The 21,930-nt window shown below is 35.8% G+C and carries 20 protein-coding genes; 7 read left to right on the top strand and 13 right to left on the bottom strand.

Going from position 1 to position 21,930, the window contains the following annotated elements; translation table 11 throughout:
• Nucleotides 1-21 precede the first annotated feature (21 nt).
• From HNQ00_RS06800 to HNQ00_RS06740, 13 genes are all read right to left on the bottom strand, one after another.
• Nucleotides 22-2,868: a heavy metal translocating P-type ATPase gene (locus HNQ00_RS06800; protein ID WP_173837570.1), complete on the bottom strand. Its 2,847-nt coding sequence runs from the start codon at nt 2,866-2,868 to the stop codon at nt 22-24.
• A gap of 86 nt (nt 2,869-2,954) precedes the next feature.
• Nucleotides 2,955-3,515, bottom strand: coding sequence for a helix-turn-helix domain-containing protein (locus HNQ00_RS06795; protein WP_173837569.1), 561 nt, complete (start codon nt 3,513-3,515; stop codon nt 2,955-2,957).
• A gap of 74 nt (nt 3,516-3,589) precedes the next feature.
• Nucleotides 3,590-4,804, bottom strand: a complete 1,215-nt coding sequence (locus HNQ00_RS06790) for an efflux RND transporter periplasmic adaptor subunit (protein ID WP_173837568.1) — start codon at nt 4,802-4,804, stop codon at nt 3,590-3,592.
• 2 nt (nt 4,805-4,806) lie between these two features.
• Nucleotides 4,807-6,048 carry an efflux RND transporter periplasmic adaptor subunit gene (locus HNQ00_RS06785; RefSeq protein ID WP_173837567.1) on the bottom strand — a complete coding sequence of 414 codons (1,242 nt, stop codon included), beginning with the start codon at nt 6,046-6,048 and terminating at the stop codon, nt 4,807-4,809.
• A gap of 2 nt (nt 6,049-6,050) precedes the next feature.
• The gene (locus HNQ00_RS06780; RefSeq protein ID WP_173837566.1) at nt 6,051-7,298 is read right to left on the bottom strand and encodes a TolC family protein; all 1,248 of its coding nucleotides are present in this window, start codon (nt 7,296-7,298) and stop codon (nt 6,051-6,053) included.
• Entirely contained in the window at nt 7,285-9,222 is a 1,938-nt protein-coding gene (locus HNQ00_RS06775) for an efflux RND transporter permease subunit (protein WP_173837565.1), read from the bottom strand. The genes HNQ00_RS06780 and HNQ00_RS06775 overlap by 14 nt, the downstream gene beginning before the upstream one ends.
• 7 nt (nt 9,223-9,229) lie before the next feature.
• Nucleotides 9,230-10,510, bottom strand: a complete 1,281-nt coding sequence (locus HNQ00_RS06770) for an efflux RND transporter permease subunit (protein ID WP_173837564.1) — start codon at nt 10,508-10,510, stop codon at nt 9,230-9,232.
• 64 nt (nt 10,511-10,574) lie between these two features.
• Nucleotides 10,575-11,264: a DUF3347 domain-containing protein gene (locus HNQ00_RS06765; RefSeq protein WP_173837563.1), complete on the bottom strand. Its 690-nt coding sequence runs from the start codon at nt 11,262-11,264 to the stop codon at nt 10,575-10,577.
• 49 nt (nt 11,265-11,313) lie between these two features.
• A complete protein-coding gene (locus tag HNQ00_RS06760; RefSeq protein WP_173837562.1) occupies nt 11,314-11,661 on the bottom strand; it encodes a heavy-metal-associated domain-containing protein in 348 nt (115 codons plus the stop codon).
• Nucleotides 11,662-11,810: 149 nt separating this feature from the next.
• Nucleotides 11,811-12,131, bottom strand: a complete 321-nt coding sequence (locus HNQ00_RS06755; protein WP_173837561.1) for a hypothetical protein — start codon at nt 12,129-12,131, stop codon at nt 11,811-11,813.
• A 134-nt stretch (nt 12,132-12,265) separates the two neighbouring features.
• Nucleotides 12,266-12,610, bottom strand: a complete 345-nt coding sequence (locus HNQ00_RS06750) for a phage holin family protein (protein ID WP_173837560.1) — start codon at nt 12,608-12,610, stop codon at nt 12,266-12,268.
• A 14-nt stretch (nt 12,611-12,624) separates the two neighbouring features.
• Complete coding sequence (locus tag HNQ00_RS06745) at nt 12,625-13,389, bottom strand: alpha/beta fold hydrolase (protein ID WP_173837559.1); 765 nt, start codon at nt 13,387-13,389, stop codon at nt 12,625-12,627.
• Nucleotides 13,390-13,544: 155 nt separating this feature from the next.
• Entirely contained in the window at nt 13,545-14,258 is a 714-nt protein-coding gene (locus tag HNQ00_RS06740; RefSeq protein ID WP_173837558.1) for a pyridoxine 5'-phosphate synthase, read from the bottom strand.
• A 115-nt stretch (nt 14,259-14,373) separates the two neighbouring features.
• Here HNQ00_RS06740 and HNQ00_RS06735 point away from each other — a divergent pair, with 115 nt between their 5' ends.
• The 7 genes from HNQ00_RS06735 (at nt 14,374) to HNQ00_RS06705 (ending at nt 21,850) form a co-directional block, all read left to right on the top strand.
• Complete coding sequence (locus HNQ00_RS06735) at nt 14,374-15,030, top strand: CBS domain-containing protein (RefSeq protein ID WP_173837557.1); 657 nt, start codon at nt 14,374-14,376, stop codon at nt 15,028-15,030.
• A gap of 62 nt (nt 15,031-15,092) precedes the next feature.
• On the top strand, nt 15,093-15,977 hold the full coding sequence (locus HNQ00_RS06730) for an NAD kinase (protein ID WP_173837556.1): 885 nt from the start codon (nt 15,093-15,095) through the stop codon (nt 15,975-15,977).
• A 172-nt stretch (nt 15,978-16,149) separates the two neighbouring features.
• The gene (gene porG, locus HNQ00_RS06725; protein ID WP_173837555.1) at nt 16,150-16,902 is read left to right on the top strand and encodes a type IX secretion system protein PorG; all 753 of its coding nucleotides are present in this window, start codon (nt 16,150-16,152) and stop codon (nt 16,900-16,902) included.
• Nucleotides 16,903-16,906: 4 nt separating this feature from the next.
• Nucleotides 16,907-17,647, top strand: a complete 741-nt coding sequence (locus tag HNQ00_RS06720) for an isoprenyl transferase (protein ID WP_173837554.1) — start codon at nt 16,907-16,909, stop codon at nt 17,645-17,647.
• Complete coding sequence (bamA, locus tag HNQ00_RS06715) at nt 17,580-20,303, top strand: outer membrane protein assembly factor BamA (RefSeq protein ID WP_173837553.1); 2,724 nt, start codon at nt 17,580-17,582, stop codon at nt 20,301-20,303. The genes HNQ00_RS06720 and bamA overlap by 68 nt, the downstream gene beginning before the upstream one ends.
• A 34-nt stretch (nt 20,304-20,337) precedes the next feature.
• Nucleotides 20,338-21,312, top strand: coding sequence for an OmpH/Skp family outer membrane protein (locus HNQ00_RS06710; protein ID WP_173837552.1), 975 nt, complete (start codon nt 20,338-20,340; stop codon nt 21,310-21,312).
• 37 nt (nt 21,313-21,349) lie between these two features.
• A complete protein-coding gene (locus HNQ00_RS06705) occupies nt 21,350-21,850 on the top strand; it encodes an OmpH/Skp family outer membrane protein (protein ID WP_173837551.1) in 501 nt (166 codons plus the stop codon).
• Nucleotides 21,851-21,930: the final 80 nt, after the last annotated feature.

Here is a 21,930-nt window from a genome sequence, read left to right as displayed (position 1 = left end):
TTTATCATTTTTATATTACTACTACAATTTTAAATTTCGCAATCTAAGTGCATTTGCAATTACAGAAACGGAACTGAAACTCATGGCCAAAGCAGCAATCATTGGCGATAATAATAATCCAAAGAATGGATATAGAATTCCGGCTGCTACTGGGATTCCGATCACGTTGTAGAAAAACGCGAAGAATAAATTCTGATTGATATTTTTCATCACGGCATGACTCAATTTTTGTGCTTTTACAATTCCTTGCAAATCTCCCTTTACTAACGTGATTTTTGCACTTTCAATAGCAGCGTCAGATCCCGTTCCCATTGCAATTCCTACGTTGGCTTGAGCCAAAGCTGGCGAATCATTAATTCCGTCACCTGCCATAGCAATAATCTTACCTTCGGCTTGTAAACGTTTGATTTCATTCAATTTATCTGCTGGTAAACAACCTGCAATAAAAGAAGTCAAATGCAATTCATCTGCCACGGCTTTAGCGGTATTTTCGTTATCACCAGTAAGCATAATCACTTCAATTCCTTGTGCCATCAATTCTTTAATCGCATTTGCACTGGTAGCTTTGATGGCATCTTTGATCGTTACAAACCCTACTGCTACCCCATCAACTGAAATGTAAGAAACTGTTTTTCCTAGTTTTTGCTCAGCTATGATTGCATCTTCAAGTTCTGCATCGATTTGAGCATTCACTTGATCCATTAATTTTTTGTTTCCTAAAGCTACTTTCTTACCCGCAACAGTTCCCAAAACTCCTTTTCCTGTAATCGAATCAAAATCATTTACTTCCGTTAAGGTTGTGTTTTTCGCTTTCGCAAAATCGACTACGGCTTGCGCCAAAGGGTGTTCGCTATATTGATTTAGTGAAGCAATCATTTGCAGCAACTCTTGCTCATTCTTTTGCGTAGCGTATACTTTATCCACAGAAGGTTTCCCTTCTGTAATGGTTCCTGTTTTATCAGTAATCAAGACATCTACCTTATTCATAGCTTCAAGCGCCTCAGCATTTTTAATTAAAACACCAGATTGCGCTCCTTTCCCTACTCCTACCATAACCGACATGGGTGTAGCCAGACCTAATGCACACGGACAAGCAATAATCAACACCGCAATAGCATTTATGAATCCGTAAACCAAAGCAGGATCAGGTCCATAAATTGCCCAAATGAAGAAGGTAATTATGGAAACCCCAACAACAATTGGCACAAAGTATTTTGCAATTTTATCTGCTACTTTTTGAATTGGTGCTCTAGAACGGCTAGCATCCGTCACCATTTGTACTATTTGCGAAAGCAAGGTTTCAGCACCTATTTTTTCTGCCACCATCACAAACGATTTGGTTCCGTTAATCGTTCCTGAGATCACCGAATCATCAACCGTTTTATCAACAGGAATAGGTTCTCCAGAAATCATCGACTCATCGATCGTAGTTTCCCCTTTAGTTATTTTTCCATCAACGGGAATTTTGTCACCTGGTTTTACACGCAATAAATCGCCTTTTTTAATATCATGGATGGAGATTTTTTTATCTAGTCCGTCCACCACAATTGTTGCCTCAGTCGGCGCCAGTTTCATTAATTCCTTAATAGCCCCACTTGTTCTGCTGTGCGCTCTGGCCTCTAATAATTGTCCTAATAAAACTAAAGTCAGAATTACGGTGGCAGCTTCAAAGTAGAGATGCACTGTTCCATCTTCGGTTTTGAATTCCGCCGGAAATAAATCTGGAAAAAACAATCCAAAAACACTAAATAGAAACGCAACACCAGAACCAATTCCGATAAGGGTAAACATGTTTAGATTCCAAGTGATTACGGATTTATAGGCACGAACAAAAAACATACTGCACGCATAAAAAACTACTGGAAGTGACAAAACAAATTGCACCCAATTCCACGTTTCCATATCAAAGATTTTCATCAAAGGATTATTTGGAATCATATCTGACATTGCAATGATAAAAATAGGCAATGTAAAGGCGATCGAAATTTTCATTTTACGCCATAAATCATTGTAAGTTTTATTGTCTTCGCTTTCGTCTGGTTCTAGAGGCACTAAGTCCATTCCGCAAATTGGGCAATCACCAGGTCCGTTTTCAATAATTTCGGGGTGCATCGGGCACGTATATTGCTGTCTTTGATTCAGCACAGGTTGTTGCACTAAATCCATTCCGCATACTGGACAATCTCCTGCTTCATCATATACTTTATCTCCTTCACAGTGCATTGGGCAATAATATTTGCCTGGCTCTGCAGCGTGCGAATGTGTCGCGCTATGATCGTGATTGTGTGGTGCTGTAGACGCACAATATGATTTTTTTTCAGCTGCAGGAACAGCGGCTTTTTGATTTGTTTCTAAAGGCACTAAATCCATTCCGCAAATTGAACATTTGCCAGGTTCGTTTTCAACAATTTCGGGATGCATCGGGCACGTAAATTGTTGTCTATGATCAGGAACAGGTTGTTGCACTAAATGCATTCCACACACAGGACAATCTCCTGCTTCATCATATATTTTATCCCCTTCGCAGTGCATCGGGCAATAATATTTACCTGGCTCTGTAGTGTGAGAATGTGTGCCGCTATGATCGTGATCATGATTTTGGGGTGTTGCAGATGCGCAACATGATTTTTTTTCAACCTCAGGAATAGCAGCTGTTTCGTCGCCTTCCATCTTTATGGTATAATTACCCAAAGCGGCTAATGCTGTAGCAAAAGTCGTGGTTGGGATATGATTTTCCATTGTGATCACCGCTTCTTTATTATCAAGTGAGACAGTCGCTTGAACACCTTCTATTTCGTTTAATGCTTTTTCTACTTTTTTACGGCAGCCATCGCAGGACATTCCGTCAATTATATAGGTATGTTTCATAGTGCGGCTCTTTTAATCTTTAAACACAAAGATCCGAATACTAAACCGCAATGTTGTTACACAATTATGGAAGACATTTGTATCATTTACAAAGCATCAATCTGTTTTCGGTTTTTATCTTTCATTTTCTTGAAATTCGTTGGAGTTAAGCCTGTTACCTTTTTGAATTGATTACTCAAATGTGCCACGCTACTGTAGTTTAATTGTTCTGCTATTTGGCCTAAACTCAACTCATCATAAACTAATAATTCTTTAGTTCTTTCTATTTTCTGCGCAATAAAATAATGCTCGATCGTCATACTTTCAACCTCAGAGAAAAGTTTACTCAAAGCACTATAATCCTGACCTAGTTCTCCTGAGAGATAAGTAGAAAAATTTACCTTTAACTTGTCATTTTGATGGTGTACCAAATCAATGATTCTATTCTTAATTTTTTCGATTGTTTGTGTTGTTTTGTCTTCTAGCAGTTCGAAACCAAGCGCATGCAAGCCCACAGCTAAATCCTGTTTCTCACCATTTGAAAGCGTTCTTGACAAAGTAGCTTCTCCCAAAGTTAATTCCACCAATGGCAGTTTTAAATTTTCGAATGCCTTTGTTACTGCCATTTCGCAGCGATTGCAAACCATATTTTTTATGTATACTTTCATTAAAACAAAGCGTTTATTTTATATTAAAAACAGCATTCGAACCTCATCAATTATTGCATTCGAATCAAACCAGTTTACATTTTCATTCCGGCCATAGGATCTTTTCCTTTTCGAAATTCAAACTCACTGTTAACAGCGTAAGCTCCAGTGATTACTATTTTAGCTTCAGGATCTAGATCTGAAATAAGTTCTACCATTCCATTAGATTCAGTCCCCAAGGTAACCTTTATATTTTTGAAAACACCTTTACTTTTTTCGACCCAAATCGAACTACCATTTTGGTCTCTAATTACAGCGTCTGCAGGAATAAAAATTCCTTTAGTATTTGACTTGGTCAATTTTACAATGGCTTGCATTCCGGGTTTTAAAGTTAAATTAGTATTGGGCACTTCCATCTGGATCAACAACAATCTCGAACTTGCATTAATCTCAGGATTGATAAACGATACTTTTGCCGAAATTTCCTTCGACGGAAAATCTACAAACGAAATCAAAGCCGTCTGCCCTACTCGCAATTGCTTGGCGTAATTCACATTCACTTGCGTTTCTAACCATAAAGTTGAAAGATTCCCGATTTTCAAAACAGGCGCTCCCTCCATGACATAGCTTCCTTCGGTAGCTGTGATTTCGGCAACGGTACCACTGTAATTACTATAAAGCGTAGTATAAGGTGATACTTCTTTGCCTCTTTTAATCGCTTCAATTTGCGCATTGGAGAGTCCGTAAAAAGATAGTTTTTGCTTAGCCGCTTGCATCATGCTTTTGGCATTTTTACCAAAATCTCCCGGAATCTCCATTTGCTTGTAAGCCGAAATATAATCTTGCTTTGCGATCGCAATGTCCTCGCTGTAAATTTGGTAAACCGCCTGTCCTTTTTTGATTGAAGCACCTTCTGTTTTAAAGTACAATTTTTCTATACGACCCGTAGCTCGTGCCGAAATACTCTTGACATTAGACTGATTCAGGGTTAAAACTCCTGTGAAATTTTCTTGACTCGATTGTTCAGAGGCACTACTTTCTTGCATAGTAATGTTCCCCAATTTTATTTGCTGATCGCTTAATGTGATTTCGTTATAAGCGCCGTTGTCCTTTTGCATCGGCGTTAGCTCCATATGACAAATAGGACATTTCCCTGGATTTTCTTCTTTGATTTGAGGATCCATCGAACAAGTGTAATAAATACTTTCTTGATACTTATGGTCAGCATGTTTTTCTTCATTTTTAGAATTACAACTTACTACAAGTGCAATCATTAAAATAAGCATCCCAAATTGATGTAGCTTCTTCATCTTTATTTTGTTTTTATAAAGCTCCCGCTATCTATTAAATATTGTGCATTTGAAACTAATGCATCCTCAGTAGTTACTCCTTCTAAAATTTGAACCAAATTCTCTCTTTCTAATCCCGTTTTTACTTTAACAGCACGATAGCCTTTTTCTTTCTTTACAAATGCAACTTTATCTGTACCTAGACTTACTAAAGCTTCTTTTTGCAACCACAATCCCGCTGTGGCATTTGTCGTAACTTTTGCTTCTAAGCGCAAGCCTACGGGCAACTTCAATTTTGAATTATCAAGGTATACCCTGATGCGATTAGTCTTTTCGTTAGGATCTAATTGGGTGTCTATGAAGTTTACTTTTGCATGAATCACTTCTTTTGCATCTAATTCTGTTGTAATGGCAATCGCTTGATTTAACTGCACAAGACTAGCATAACCTTGAATGATATTAAAAACGCCCCAAACTTTATCTGTGTTTAGCAATCTAAAAACGGTAACATCCTTTGTAATATAATCGCCTTCTTTTAATCCTAAAACTTCGGTGGTACTACTTTGCATTTTAGTTTCAGCAGCAGCGTCCATTTTCTCGGTTCCATCTACAATTCCGTTTGCAGGACTGTAAATAGTGATAATAGGATTTACTTTTTTGGCTGCAGCCAAAGCATTAATTTGTGCTTTAGTCATTCCGTAAAGTGCTAGCTTTTGCTTAATGGCATTGATGATGGTCTTATTTTCAGCGTCGTTAGTGATGAGGTAGATAAAATTTTGTTGTTCAGTCACCAATTCTGGACTGTAAATATCAAAGAGCTTTTGCCCTTTGGCTACAGCCTGAAACTTTCGATTCACATACATTCTTTCGATTCGACCACTAATTCGAGCCGAAATGGTAACTGCCGAATTAGGATCATATGTTAGCAGTCCTGGTAAATTCACCAGACTACCTATAGCCGTATCTTTTAACCTTGTGTTTTCAAATTCTCCTACTACAAAACCATCTGTGCGCTGCAATAAATAGGCAATATCCTGACTATCTTCAGGCTGCTCTTCACTTACTTTTTTTACTAAATCCATTCCGCAAATTGGACAACTTCCAGGCTCGTGCTTGATAATTTCAGGATGCATAGAGCAGGTATACACATCAGTAGCACTATCATGTGTTGCTTCATTATGGAACAATTCTGATTTGTAATATACCGCTAATCCGGCCAATACAACTATCAAAAACAGCACACTATATTTTATATATTTGTTCATACTTATTCTATTTCGAGTTGTTTTTCGATTGCGATTTGCGTCTTGAAAATGTTCTGTAATTTATCTAGCTTATCAATTTGAGCCATATTTAAAGCTTCCCAAGCATCTAAAACTTCAGATAATTCTCCTGTGTTATTTTGCCATGACAACACCGATGTATCATAATTACGTTTTATAGCGGGAATGATACTTTTTTCGGCAATTTCGAACTGCTTTTTGAGATTAACTAACTCTTGACGCATTCCTGAAATGGCACCAGCAGCTTCGTTTAGAATCATTTGCTTTTGCCACTCCAGACTTTCATTTTTGATTTGGATACTATTAATAGCTGCCTTATTTCCTTTAGTAGACCACGGCATTGGGATAGTCACCATTCCCATTAATGAAAATTGTTGTGAACGATCCCCAAACGGAACCATGTGATCGTATTTTACTCCAAACTCTGGCAGTAATTTTGACTTTTCGATCGCAATTTTCATTTGGTTTAATTCCATTGTTTTATCAATAGCTTTCAAGTCGCTTCTACTTTCTGACAAGGCAGCATCATCCATAAGTACTAAGTCAAAATTCTTGACAGTATACGCAGTGTCAATTTCGAAATTGCTGTTTTTATCGCGAGACATCAAAGTGTTAAGCATCACTTTTTTCTGAATCAAATCATTTTGCATGGTTACAATCAAACTTTGTTGTGCACTGTATTGCGATTTGGCTTTGTAATAAGTCGAAAGCTTGTCTTTATTGTACTTGAATCGTACTTCGATACTTTTAATCATGTATTCGAGTAAGAGCAAATTCTCTCTGGTGATTTTTAGCTTTTTATCTATAACAACCCACTCATAATAATTTGTCTTAGCCAGTGCATTCAATTCATTAATCGTGAAATTTTTGTTTTCAGTTTCTACAGATGACATGGCATACATATAATCAGCATCTGCTTTTAACCTTGAAGCATTAGGAATCATCTGCGTTACCCCAATCATGTAGGATCCCATTCCCGGACTTATATCTGTGGCTTTCCACATTTTAGTATTATAAGGTGTCATGAAAAAACCGGTTGTTACCTGAGGAGCACTCCAGCTTTTAGCCCCTTTTGCATTAGCATCCATACTTTGAATCTCAGCATCGTACATTTTCAACTGCGGGTTATTTTCTTTTACAGCTGTCAATACCTCCTCTATAGAAAGTGTTTGCCCATTGGTTAAACCAAAAATTAAAAAGCAGAAGAACGTATATATTTTAATGTTTCGCATCGATAATATCTATTTTACCTTTTGTTTTTAGTTCGTGTAATTTTGACATTTCAAAAACAACTGGTGTTACTAGTAATACATAAATTATAGAAGAAATTGTTCCCCCAATTAAGGGAACCGTGATTGGAATCATCACATCGGCACCCGTTCCTGTGGACCAGAGAATAGGAATCAAACCAAAAAGCGCTACAAAAACCGTCATTAATTTAGGACGCAACCTTTTAGCAGAACCTTCAATAACATATTCTCTAATAATGTCTTCGTTGATCGTTTCGGCCGTGTTTCCGTGTTTTGCAACCATTTTTGTCATGGCCTCGTTGAGGTAAATTGTCATTAACATTGCGGTTTCTATCGCCATACCAAATAGTGCAATAAATCCAACAGCCACCGCCACTGATAAATTAATACCGTAGAAATACACCATAAAAACCCCACCTATTAAAGCAAAAGGAACTGTTATCATGGTAATCATTGCCTCTTTCATCGAATTGTAAGTAAAGTATAAAATGATAAATATGATCACGATAACGATAGGTAGAATCAACGCTAGAGTTTTATTGGCTCTAATTTGGCTTTCCCACTGTCCACTCCATTCTACGTAATATCCTTTTGGCATTTTGGCCATCATGGTATTCAATTTATTCTGTGCGTCTTCGACAGTACTTCCTAAATCGCGATCACGAACATTAAACAAAACACTTCCGCGCAACATTGCGTTTTCGCTATTAATCATCGGAGGTCCGTCACTAATGGCAATATCAGCCACTGTTTCTAAAGGAATGGGACCAAAATCCATAGTTTGCACCTGCAATTTTTTAAGTCCGTCAATGCTGTTTCGATATTCTTGAGCGTAGCGTGCATTTACAGAAAAACGTTGTCTCCCTTCAATAGTTGTCGTTAATGTCATTCCGCCAATGGCAGCTTCTACGACATTATTGACATCGTCAACGGTGAGTCCGTAGCGCCCAATTACATCTCTTTTTGCCGTAACATCAATATATTTTCCGCCAGTAATAGGCTCTGCAAATAGATCCTTAACACCTTCTGTACCTTCTAATGCTTTTTTAATTTTTTTCGAAAGCGCATCAATTGTGTCTAAACTTGCACCGTAAATCTTGATTCCTACATCGGTGCGAATACCTGTAGAAAGCATGTTGATTCTATTAATAATAGGCTGCGTAAAACCATTTGTCACTCCAGGAATTTGGAGTTTATTATTAATTTCGTTAACGATATCACTCTTCGTCTTGCCTGATCGCCACTCATTATGCGGTTTTAACAATACAATGGTTTCGATCATACTGATTGGGCTATTGTCTGTAGCCGTGTTTGCTCTTCCTGCCTTTCCTAAAACATGGGTAACCTCAGGAATAGATTTAATCAATTTATCTTGGACCTGTAAGATTCTTTTAATCTCAGCATTGGAAACATCAGGTAAAGTAACTGGCATAAATAATATCGAGCCCTCATCAAGAGCCGGCATAAACTCAGATCCTAGTCTTGTGTACATGAGTCCGCCAATTAGTAAAGCTATAATATTTACAGCCAAAACAGATTTGCGCCATTTCAAGCAAAAAATCAAAATGGGTGTATATATGGTCTCTAATTTTCTATTGATAGGATTTTTAGACTCAGGTCGTAATCTTCCTTTAATTAAATAACTAATTAGAACCGGAGTTAAAGTGATGGCGACAAATGCATCTACAATTAGTATGAATGATTTTGTCCAAGCAAGCGGGCTGAACAACTTTCCTTCCATTCCTGTTAAAAGGAAAACCGGTAAGAAAGAAGCAATCACAATTAAAGTCGAATAAAAAACCCCAGGTCCTACAAGCTTAGAAGAATCCTCGATGAGTTTCATACGTTCCTCGTGAGACAACGGATCGTGCTCTTTTTTAAATATATTTTTGAATAATTTTTTCATGGCCAAATTAGGGATTACTATCAAGTTCTTCTTGCCTTTCAGATATGCTTCTATATGCGTTCTCGACCATTACGATTCCGTCATCGACCACCACACCTATTGCAAGAGCGATTCCGGTAAGCGACATAATATTTGACGAGATACCAAAAGCTTGCAACAAAATAAATCCCACCGCGACCGAAATTGGCAACTGTATTAAAATAATCAATGCACTTCGCCAGTGGAAAAGAAACAGTAAGATTACTACTGAAACAGCAATCATCTCTTCGATAAGTGTTCCTTTAACTGATGCTACAGCTTTTGAAATCAAATCAGAACGATCATAAGAGGTTTCGAATGTCACGCCATCAGGCAAACCCTTTTGCACTTCTATCATTTTCTCTTTGACTGCAGCAATAACTTTGTCAGCGTTTTCACCATAGCGCATCACTACGATACCACCTACAACCTCACCTTCACCGTTTGCATCAAATACACCCAAACGTAAGTCACCACCCATCTGTACTGATCCCACATCGCTCACCTTTACAGGAACCGAATTGTAGTTTTTGATAGCGATATCCTCAACATCCTTGATATTCTTAATATACCCTAATCCTCTCACAACATACGAGCGATCACTCATTTCAAATTTTCGACCACCCACATCGTTGTTACTTGTTTTGACTGCTTTCATTATCTCCATCATGCTCACATTGTAGTACTGCATTTTAAGAGGATCTAATACCAATTGATATTGTTTTTCGAAACCACCAAAAGAAGCCACCTCAGCAACACCAGGAACTGTTTGCAAAGCAAATTTCACGTACCAATCTTGCAAAGCACGCTGTTCCCCAAGATCCATCTTATCTGTTTTTAAGTGGTACCAAAAAACATGACCAACACCCGTACCATCAGGCCCAAGTGTAGGTGTGACATTTTCTGGCAACAAGCGTTGCGCAAAATTCAAGCGTTCTAGCACTCGGGTTCTTGCCCAATAGGGATCTACCTCATCATCAAAAATGATATAAACAAAACTCATCCCAAACATAGAAGAGGCACGAATGTTCTTGATTTTAGGAATTCCTTGAAGGTTTGAAACCAAAGGATAGGTAACCTGATCTTCAATTACCTGTGGGCTTCTACCCATCCACTCCGTAAAAACAATCACCTGATTGTCAGACAAATCAGGGATTGCGTCAATAGGATTTTGCTGTACGCTATAAATTCCCCATCCAAAAAGGACAAGAGAAACGAGCAACACGGCTGCACGATTTTTTAAGGAAAAGGATATTAATTTTTCAACCATAACCAGAGGATGTTAGACAAAATTATTTTTTTGTCAAAAAGATTAGAGGACATTGCGTTTATTATTACAACTCTTTGCTTATTCCACCACAAGTCAACATCTCAGCACCGTAGTAAGGATTTTTAATATCTTTAACTTCACTAATCCAGTATCCATTTTTACCGTGGTTGTACATTGGGCAATAGTCTTGATACAATTTTTTATCGGTATCAAACATTTGGATTAAATACGTCATGTTTTGACTTAGAGCTGCAAATTGTGCTCTTTGATCTGCAATTTTACCTGAGTTGGTTGCAATATTAGTCGTTTCTTCAACTACTGCTTTTGTGATTGTAGTGTATTGATTTTGCAATTCTTTTTCGATCACATCAGACTTTGCTCCTTTAATAGCACGTTCTAATTCCATACTAGCGGCAGCGGCAGCTTTACTATTATCAGCAGCAAGTTTATTTTTAAGGTCGATATATTTATCTAAAATTAAATCGATAGAAAAAGCTGCCTTGCTTTTTACAATTTGTAATTCTTGTACTGCTACAGTATCGTCCTTTTCAACTACTTTCTCTGTTAGTTTCATGCCGCACTCTGTACAAGTATCTCCTTTTTTTCCAATTACTTCTGGGTGCATTGGGCAAGAATATTTTTCGTTGTCAGCCAACATTTCTTTTTTGTCTGCTGCTGAATCTGCTTTGTTGTCTTTACAAGATGCTAGCGCTAAAACTAATGATAAGACTCCTACTTTTACTAAATTTTTCATGTTAGATTTTTTAAATTGTTTGAATTAAATAAATAGAATTGATTGGTAATTATTTTGACTCTTCGCGGTATTTACAGCAAGAAGGTAGTTTTTTATACACATTTTCGGGAGCTATACTATGATCACTGTCGTAACCTGCTGTTGCAATGCGTTTAAGTATTTCATCCTGAGTAGTTGCATTTGCATCATAGACTAATGTTGCTTGCTGAGACTTTTGATCCCATGTAACCATTGCTACATCTTTTATTGAGCCTGCTTTTTCAATCTTTCGTTGGCACATTTTACAGTTGCCTTTAACTGAAGCTGTAGTAGTTTTAGCATTTTTAATTTGGGCTTGCATAGCCGCTGCTGATAATAACAAGCCTGTTACCATCAATACTTTTTTAATTGATTTCATTCGATAAAAATAAGATTAAAATAAACGGATAAAACATACAAACAACAGTATTGGCACTATTATTAAGTGTAGTTCTAACGTTTATAAGTAATGGGATAAAGCGAATAAAGCTTTGAATTTGACAGAATAATGGCTGTCACAAAATGCTTTTAGCTTATTTTAGGAATAAGCCAGATAGATGAATACCCTTCAGAGGTGAAGGATACTGAATGATAAAATTTTTGTCTTTTAATAGCAAAATTAAAAACATCAGGTTTTGTTTCGATATATAATGGCGCAACAACTCCTATATTTAATGATGAGACACTGCAAAGTGCGTTGCCACATTTACCCGTGCAACCGCTATGTTCTTTATCCTTTGAACCAGCGTCTTTTTTGCAACAGTCTTTCATGCCTTTATGAGAAGACATCTCTTTATTACAAGACTTACTACTTGAATTATCCCCACAAGCAAATACTGATGTTGGCATCAAGAAGACACCTATCAAGAGTATTAATATATAATGGATTTTTTTCATTGCGTTGTAATTGGGGGCAAAATTAGTAAAACTATACCAGCAATTTACTAAAAAGTTGTTAATATAGTTTTACTAGTGCGCTTTATTTATTTTGTTTCACCAAAAATAGCATACATAATAGATTGAGAAACAGACAATATAATACTAAATAGTAAAGCAGTTATAAAAGAATCTACTCTAAAACCACCCACAATATTATCGCAAACTAAAATCATTATGGCATTAATAATTAGTAAGAACAGCCCTAGAGTTATGAATGTTATGGGCAACGTCAATACAACTAGTATAGGCTTGATAAACAAATTTAAGAGTCCGAGAACAATGGCAACATAAATTGCTTTTACAAAACTTTCTACATGCACACCAGGCATTAAATGTGAAAGCACAACAACTAATAGTGCGGTTATTAAAATTCTAATTAAGATTTTCATATTGTATATATCATTTAATTATCTAAGAAGTCTTTAGCTAGTTGATGAAACAACTTTGGATTTTCGGCATGAAGCCAATGTCCCGCATTAGGAATTGTTTCAAAAATGGCTAACGGAAAGTGTGTTTTTATAGCGTCAAAATCACTGTCTAGAATATAGTTGGAGTTTCCACCACGAATAAAAAGTGTTGGCTTATCATAAGAAGCTTCTTCAGGAAGTGCTACACCTATCTCATCTAATTTATCATTAAAAACAGAAAGATTAAAGCGGAAAGCCAACTGACCTGGCTCTTGCCAAAACAAACTTTTCATTAAAAACTGACGGGTACCAAAATCAGTTATGTATTCTTCTAGAGTCGCTTCGACATCAGAACGACTAGGTTTTTTAACAAAATCAACTGCGTTCAAGCCAGCCAAAATGGTTTGGTGGTGTCGCGGATAAAACTTAGGTCCGATATCAGCAACGATTAATTTATCAATCATTTCAGGATAGCTCGTTGCAAACAACATAGCTGTTTTTCCTCCCATTGAATGCCCAATAACAGCTACTTTTTCTAAATTATTTCCTTTACAATAGTCATATACATCTTGTGCCATTAAAGCATAACTAAAGTCCTTCGACTGAAAACTGCGACCGTGATTGCGCAAATCAAGTAAGTGTACTTGGTACCCTTCTGTTGACAATTGTACGCCAATAGTTTTCCAGTTATCTGACATTCCTAAAAACCCGTGTAGGATTAAAAGCGGTTTTCCTTCTCCTTCTATTTTTGAATATAGCATTTTCTACAGTTTTTATGGTTTTGCGTGAGGGATAGCAGCGAAAATCCTTTTTTATTATGAAGCGATAGCGAAATATTAAAAAAGATTGTAGCGAATAGCCCGACCTTTATAATCCCGAGATCAATCGGGATTATAAAGGTCACGCCCAAATTGTCTTACTTTAATTTTTGTAAATACATGTTTACGACATTTTCTAGTCCTAAATATAGTGACTCTGCGATTAACGCGTGTCCTATAGAAACTTCTAGTAATCCTGGTATATTCTGCTTGAAAAACTGAATATTATCTAAACTCAAATCGTGTCCTGCGTTGATCCCTAGTCCCAAATCACTTGCTAGCACTGACGCTGTTACATACGGATTGATTGCATCCTGATTCCCAAGACTGTATTGATGCGCAAATTCCTCTGTGTACAACTCGATGCGATCAGCTCCCGTATTTTTTGCGCCTTCGATCATAGCGAGAATTGGATCTACAAAGATGGATGTTCGAATATTATTACGCTTGAATTCTTGAATCATTTCAGTCAAATAAGCTTGGTTTTTTACTGTATCCCAACCAGCTGATGACGTTATTGCACCAATTGCATCTGGTACTAAAGTCACCTGCTCAGGTTTGCATTCGAGAACCAAATCAATAAAATTATGTTGCGGATTTCCCTCAATATTGAATTCGGTGTGAACAATTGCTTTTAAATCACGTGCATCTTGATAGCGAATGTGGCGCTCATCTGGACGTGGATGAATTGTGATTCCTTGTGCGCCAAATTTTTGTATGTCTGCTGCAACTTTTAATAAATCAGGTACATTCCCTCCTCTTGCATTACGTAAAGTAGCTATTTTATTGATGTTTACACTTAACTTTGTCATTGAAATACTTTTTGATTAAAACTATCTTATTACTGCGTACAAAAATACAAAGTAAAAGGTAGGAGATTTTGCCTTTTTTTGATTATTTTGCATAAAAATAGAGGATTCACCACAGATGGAAATTACAAACTACATAACGACTGACTTTAAAGCCATTGACAGCCAAGATAGTATTGCGGCAGTCAACGATTTTTTTACCGAATCGAATTTTTCACACTTTCCTGTGCTTGAGAACGGCGTTTTCATTGGGAATATATCTGCTGAAGATACGGCAACTTTTGACGAGGATAAAAAAGTGATCGATTTCAAGTATACTTTAGAGCATTTTTTTACGAGATCTGACGCAATATGGCTGGAGGTATTAACTGTATTTGCAAAAAATCACGCTAATCTAGTTCCGGTTTTAAATAACGAGAATCATTATGTAGGCTATTACGAAATCGAAGATATCCTTACCTTTTTTCACCAAACTACCTTCTTGAAAGAACAGGGTAGTATTATAAAAGTTCGCAAAGGACTTGTAGATTATTCTATGAGCCAAATCACACAAATAGTAGAGAGTAATAATGCTAAATTATTAGGTTTGTTTATTTCTGATTCAGATAACGACACTGTGGAGGTAACTTTAAAAATTACCACAGGAGCAATCAATGAAATTATTCAAACATTCAGAAGATACAATTACGAAATAACTTCAGAACATTATGAAGACGATTATATCAATAACTTAAAAGAACGTTCTGATTATTTAGATCGTTACTTGAACATGTAAAAAATAAATAGTAAAATCTTTATTCACGCTCTCCTTACAATAAAATAGCACAAGTCAACACAATGAAAATAGCCATTTACGGTCAATATTACCAAAATAGTACAGAACCAATTATTAAAGACATATTTGTTTTTTTTAATCGAAATAATGTGGAGCTCGTAATTGAAGCTAACTTTCTAGAGATGCTATATGATAAAGAAATTATTCAAAGAGATTACAAAACATTTTCATCGCACACGGAGTTAGACAGTAGCTTTGACATTCTATTAAGTATAGGAGGTGACGGAACTATTTTAAGAGCAGCAACATTAGTGCGTAATTCTGGAGTCCCTATTTTAGGGATTAATGCCGGAAGGTTAGGTTTTCTAGCCACTGTACAAAAAGAGAATATCGCTTCTTTTTTACAAATTGTTATAGACAAACAATATACTTTATCTAAAAGGACATTGCTAAGTTTGAGTTGCTCGCCAACTAATGAAGCTTTACAGGACATTAATTTTGCTATGAACGAAATTACTGTAAGCAGAAAAGACACTACTTCGATGATCACCATTGACACCTATTTAAATGGTGAATTCTTGAATTCTTACTGGGCAGATGGATTAATTATCTCTACCCCTACTGGATCGACCGGATACTCACTAAGCTGCGGCGGACCTATATTAACACCCGATGTAAAAAGCTTAGTTATTACTCCTATCGCACCTCATAATTTAAATGCAAGACCACTGGTAATACCTGATGACACCGAAATAGAATTGCGTGTTTCAGGTAGAGAAGAAAACTATCTCGTGTCTTTAGACTCCCGAATCACATCTGTAGGTAATGACTCCATTTTAACTATTAGAAAAACAGCGTTTAAAATAAATATGGTCGAAATTCCCGAGGCAACTTTCTTAAAAACCTTACGCAGTAAATTGTTATGGGGAGAAGACAAGAGGAACTAAAGCATAAATTATACAACCAGTATACGAATTCATTGTTTTATTTCGTTTTAAACTTATAAACTATCAACTGCACTCATTAATAGTTGTTATTATCTAATTAATAAGCACTTTTAACAGATAAGGCATTGATTAGTATCGATAATTATTATATTTGCACGCAATTTTAAGACAAATGAATAAATTTTTCACTCTTATTTTATCGCTATTTTTAAGCGCTTCTATGTACTCTCAGATTAACGAAATTGGAGTATTTGTAGGCGGTAGTAACTTTGTTGGTGACGTAGGGTCGACTAGTTACATCGCTCCTAACAAACTCGCCTATGGTGCATTATATAAATGGAATCAAACTACTAGGTTAGCCTATAGAATTTCTTTAATGCACACTAAATTAAGTGCAAACGACGCCGAATCTAACGATTTAGGTAGAAAAAGTAGACAAGATCGATTTGACACTAAGTTGACTGAAGCTTCTGCAGGTATTGAATTTAACTTTTTTGATTTTGATCTTTACAGAGCAGGCAGACAATTTACACCTTATATATATACTGGAATAAGTTACGCTTCTTACAAAGGAGATCTTACTCATAATATCCCCGTAGGAACAAGTATTTCAGGAATACCAACCATAGCAAATAGAACAATTCAAGAAAATTATAGTAATACCAGCTTTGCGATACCTTTTAATGTAGGAGTAAAAACAACTTTGAATAGCAGGTTTATTTTAGCCCTTGAAGTTGGAGCACGGTATACTTTTACAGATGATTTAGACAGTAGTGCCCCTTTAAAGCTGGTTGACAGGTCAGTTAGACCGGTGACTGTTAATAACATCTCTTTTGGAAATTTAAATAATAATGATTGGTACCTTTTTACAGGAGCTACGTTAACGTATACTTTTGGACAAAAACCATGTTACTGTGCAGACTAAAAAAATGAATTTACTAGAACATATAGATACTACCAACTTACCACGCCACTTAGCAATTATAATGGATGGTAATGGCCGCTGGGCAAAAAAACAAGGCTTGCTAAGAGCTTTTGGACATGAAAGCGGAACCAAATCAGTAAAAATTATTATTGAGACCTGCGCTAAACTAGGTATAGAGAACCTTACATTATATGCATTCTCTACTGAAAACTGGAACAGACCCAAACTTGAAGTAGACACTTTAATGAAGATTTTAATTAAATCTTTAAAGAAAGAATTACCTACATTGATCAAGAACAACATTCGATTAAACACTATTGGTAATCTAGAAAAGATGCCTGAAACGGCTCAGAAGGAATTACTAGATGTAATTGAAAAAACTAAAAACAATACGAAACTCACATTAACTCTAGCATTAAGCTACGGATCTAGAGAAGAAATTGTTAATGTTGTGAAGTCTATAAGCGATAAAGTTAAAAATAATATAATTTCAATTGACGCTATTGACGATTCAATTATAAATGAGCATCTTTACACGCAAAATTTACCTGATGTAGATTTATTGATACGAACAAGTGGAGAACACAGGATAAGTAATTTTCTGTTATGGCAGATAGCCTATGCTGAATTGTATTTTACTGATGTATTATGGCCAGACTTTAAAGAACAAGAGTTATATGAGGCTATCATTAGTTATCAAAAGAGAGAGCGCAGATTTGGAAAAACAAGTGAACAAATTAAATAAATTTTTAGTGTTGAATAAAAGTATAAAAGCAGTCCTTACCATCGCCCTTATAGCGAGTTTCTCAAAAGCTAAAGCCCAAGACAGAGTTCCTTTTGACGAAGGAAAAAAGTACATACTTGGTAATGTAACAGTTACAAGTAAAATAAGCTTTAATGAGCAAACAGTGGTAACCTTTGCAGGATTACAAAAAGGACAAGAAATTACAGTTCCAGGAGAGCAAATTAGTAGCGCAATCAAAAAGCTAGGAAAGCTAGGTCTCTTTGACGAAATTTCTTTTTATATCAATCACATTGAAAATGATAGTATCTATCTTGACTTAGATATTAAAGAGCTTCCTAAACTTAAGGAAGTGAAATTTGTAGGTATCAAGAAAAACAAAACTGAAGCACTTATCAAAGATAACGGCTTGACTAAAAGTAAAGTGGTAAATGAGAATTTATTGACAACCACTAAAAACTACATTGAAAATAAATACAAAAAAGACGGTTACTATAATACTAAGGTAAACATCAATATCTCTAAAGACACCACAACTACAAATGAGGTGAACATGTTAGTTAATATTGACAAAGGAGATAAGGTTAAAATTAGCAGTATTGACTTTGAAGGTAATGAACAAATGTCTGACAAAACATTGCGTAAAGCAATGAAAGATACTAAACAGAAGAACTTTTTACGCATTCTAAAGGCGTCAAAATTCATCAAAGACAAGTACAAAGCCGACTTAGAAAGTGTTATAGCAAAGTACAAAGAAAAAGGATATCGAGATGCTCGTATCATTTCTGACTCTGTTAAATACAATAAAGCTAAAAATACTTTAGCTATAAATGTGAATATCGAAGAAGGTAGAAAATACTATTTTGGAGATATTAAATTCTTAGGAAACACGGTATATTCAGATCAGTTATTATCACGAATATTAGGAGTTAAAAAAGGAGAAACATACAACGGTGTTTTACTTGAAAAAAGAATTGCAGACAAAACCAAGCCTGATGGTGAAGACATTACAAACCTGTATCAAAACAGCGGTTACTTGTTTTCAAACATCAATGCTGTTGAGGTAAAAACTGCGAATGACACTATTAATTTCGAAATTAGAGTTACCGAAGGTCCATTAGCTTACTTCAACAAAATTACTGTTGTAGGAAACGACAAGACAAATGACCGTGTAATTTACCGAGAATTAAGAACTAAACCAGGTCAAAAATATAGTAAAGATGAATTAGTTAGAACCATTCGTGAGATTGGTCAACTAGGATTCTTTGATCCTGAGGCTATCAATCCAGCATTTAAAAATGTGGACGCTGCAGCAGGTACTGTTGATATCGAATACCAATTAGTAGAAAAAGGATCAAGCCAGATCGAACTACAAGGTGGTTACGGTGGAGGTGGTTTCATTGGAACATTAGGATTATCATTTAACAACTTCTCAGCGAGAAACATGTTAAACAAAGATGCTTACAAACCATTACCAATGGGAGACGGACAAAAAGTTTCTTTACGTTTACAAGGAAGTACTTACTTTCAAACGTATAGTGTTTCGTTTTCTGAGCCATGGTTTGGAGGAAAAAAACCAGTACAATTTAGTTCATCTATCTCATACAGTAAGCAGTTCTTAAATGACTTTCAGACACAAAAAGCTGATAAAACTAAAAGCTTTAACATCTTGACATTGTCTGTAGGTTTAGCTAAAAGATTAACAGAACCAGATGACTTTTTTGTTCTATCGCAATCTGTAAGTTACCAACACTATAGTTTGAATAACTACAACACAGGTTTATTTACTTTTGGAGATGGAAATTCTCGTAATTTAGCTTACACCATTGGGTTAACAAGAAACAATAAAGGGGTGAATCCTATTTTCCCTACTTATGGGTCTGAATTTAGTATCTCGGCAAAAATAACACCTCCGTATAGTTTATTAAACGGATTAAACTACGCTACATTAGGTGATAAAGAAGAATACAAATTAAAGAGCACGGTGGATCAAGTAGATGCAAATGGAAACATAACCATCCCTAAAGGATCTTACCTAGACGCTTCAGGAAATAGAGTTTCGACTTTTCAAGAAGCTGCTGCAGATGCTGCCATTGTTGACCAAAAGAAATTTAACTGGTTAGAGTACTATAAAATTAAATTTAAAGCTGATGCCTATACTAAAATTTATGGTAAATTAGTTTTAAGAACATTAACTGAATTTGGATTCTTAGGGGCATACAACCAAGATCGTGGTGCTGTACCTTTTGAAAGATTCTATGTAGGTGGAGATGGTCTTGCAAACTACTCACTAGACGGTAGAGAAACCATTCAATTAAGAGGATACAAGAACAATACGTTAACACCTATCAATAGCGCCGGAGAACAGATCGGGGCAACAGTTTATAACAAGTTCTCAATGGAATTACGTTACCCTATAACACTAAAATCATCTGCATCTATTTATGCACTTGGTTTTGTAGAAGCAGGTAACTCTTATGAAAACTTTAAAACTTTCAATCCTTTTGATTTAAAAAGATCAGCAGGTGTAGGATTGCGTGTATTTATGCCAGCATTTGGATTATTAGGTATCGACTTTGCTCATGGATTTGATGCTGCAACAGGTCAAACTCAGCCTAATGGATGGGAAACACACTTTATCATAGGACAACAATTCTAGAATTAACCGCTATCAATATTCTAACCACAAAAATATGAGAAAACAATTTTTATTTTTATTTTTAGCCACAATAGTTGGATCTCTTTCTCATGCTCAAACAAAGGGTACAAAAGTAGGATACATTGATATGGAATACATATTACAAAATGTATCTAGCTACACCGAAGCAAATATGCAGTTAGAGCAAAAAGCCCAAAAATGGAAACAAGAAATTGAAGTCAAAAAGGTAGAGATTGATAAAATAAAAGCTGCATTACAAGCAGAAAAAGCGCTGTTAACAAAAAATCTAATAGAGGAACGCGAAGCAGAAATACGTTTTTTAGAACGTGAGATGCTAGATTACCAACAAAAGAGATTTGGAGCTAATGGTGACATGATGCTTCAAAAATTGCAGTTGACAAAGCCTATTCAAGATCAAGTTTTTACTGCTGTTCAAGATTTAGCTGAAACTAATAAATACGATTTCATATTTGATCGCTCTTCTGATTTGACCATGTTGTTTGCTGCAAAGCGTTACGACATAAGCGATCAAGTATTGCGAGCACTTAACCGCACAGATAAGAGAGAGCAGTTAAGTAAAAAGCAATTAGAGCAACAAGAAGCAAAGGAAAGTAAAGAAGATGCAATCGATAGTAATGAAGCTTTACAAGAACGTCAAAAATTGCTAAATGAACGCAAAGCTGCTAGAGATAAAATATTAGAAGAACGCAAAGCTGCAGTTGAATTAAAGAAAAAAGAATATTACGATCGTAAAGCCAAAATAGCTGCTGAAAGAGAAGCTAGAAAAAATGGCACGGTTTCTGCAAATACTACTACAACTAGTACTAGCAAAGAAACTGATAGTAAACTAACTGATGAAAGTGCACAACAGAAGTTAGATGACATGAAAGCTCAAAAAGCAGAAGAACGTAAAAAACTAATTGAAGATCGTAAAAAAGTTCTAGAAGAAAGAAGAGCACAAATCCTTAAACAAAGAGACTCTATATTGAAGTCTAGAGAACAGAAGTAAAACCAAACAAAAATTAATACTTAATATTTTAAAAACGATGAAACAAATCAAAACTTTAGTAATTGCTGCATTATTCATTTTAGGAGCAGGTCAAACTATGAATGCTCAAGCAAAAGCGGCTCATGTTGATGTGAGTGAAATTATGTCTAAAATGCCTGCTATGCTAGATGCTCAAAAACAATTAGATAAATTGAGTACAACATATGATGCAGATTACAAAAAAATGGTTGAAGAATACCAAGGTAAATTAAAAAAGTACGAAACTGAATCAGCAACTGTATCTGATGCTATCAATGGAGATCGCTCTAAAGAAGTTCAAGACATGCAAAAGAGAATTGTAGACTTTAGAGACAACGCTCAAAAAGAATTACAACAAAAAGAATCAGATATTATCAAACCGATAATGGAAAAAGTAAGACTTTCTATCCAAAAGGTTGGAAAAGCTAAAGGATACCAATACGTATTAGACGGTTCTACTCTATTACTTGCTGACGGTCCTAACTTGACTGCAGATGTAAAAAAAGACTTAGGATTCTAAGAAACCTACAAGCATAAATAAGAAAGCCACTCCTTCACATCGTGATCGAGTGGTTTCTTTTTTTACCACAGTAATATTTA

The organism is Flavobacterium aeripolare (genome assembly GCF_013294025.1).
Classification (GTDB): Bacteria; Bacteroidota; Bacteroidia; order Flavobacteriales; family Flavobacteriaceae; genus Flavobacterium.
Note: the sequence above shows the minus strand (reverse complement) of the source record. Positions and strands in the feature narration are given on the sequence as shown.